This window comes from Staphylococcus sp. 231237_7MaSpsaltlick, from assembly GCF_043107035.1.
The window spans coordinates 1-741 of the sequence record NZ_JBICNX010000224.1; the positions used below are offsets into that span (position 1 = coordinate 1).

Sequence of the window (741 nt, forward strand, 5' to 3'; positions counted from 1 at the left end):
TCAGAGTACCATCTACATTGGGATTGATATGTAAAATCAGTCAATAATTTTTCCTGTAAGGGAGAATTATCCATATTCATAATTTCTTTCATTATATCTTCAAAATACTCATAAAAATTATGGGAATCATCTCTTAATATTGCTTTTTCAATAGTAGGAGTATGTTTATAATTATTATCTGACTTTGGTAATGGATGCTTATCGAGAACTTTCGATAAAATTTCTATAACTTGATATTGGAGTCTATTAAACTCATAGTTGGATCTTTGAGTAACATACTTTCCATCAAATCCATCAATTTCATATTCAGGATTATTAGAATTATAAAATGGCTGATATTTTGCAGCATCCACATCATACATTTTCTTTAATAATTTCAATTTGTTTGTAAAAGTTGTACCCTTAACCCCTTGTTTCTCTTGTAAATGTCTTTTTTTATAAGTTATTTTAGGATTTTCTTTTACAAGATTGAAATAACTAGATGCTTGATACTTATATTCAGATTTTTCTTTATTGTAGAGATAAATATCAATATGAACCTTAAACACCTCTTGAAAAGCTTGCTTTTTATTTTTAGAATCATTCATGAGTTGCTTTAAAGCATTATACAATTGATTTTTATCCTCTTCTAATGTTTGATTTGAAAATTTGCATAAATACCATTCTTTAGTCACATCAATGTCATTTGTTCGCTTATTTAAGTAACAATGTTCTTGAATGCCTCGTTGAATACTACTTAAT

Annotated in this window: 1 pseudogene; it reads right to left on the reverse strand. The window is 26.7% G+C overall.

Annotation, left to right across the window (positions count from 1 at the left end):
- Positions 1-741, reverse strand: a pseudogene (locus ACF91D_RS31080) (hypothetical protein); the annotation flags it as partial.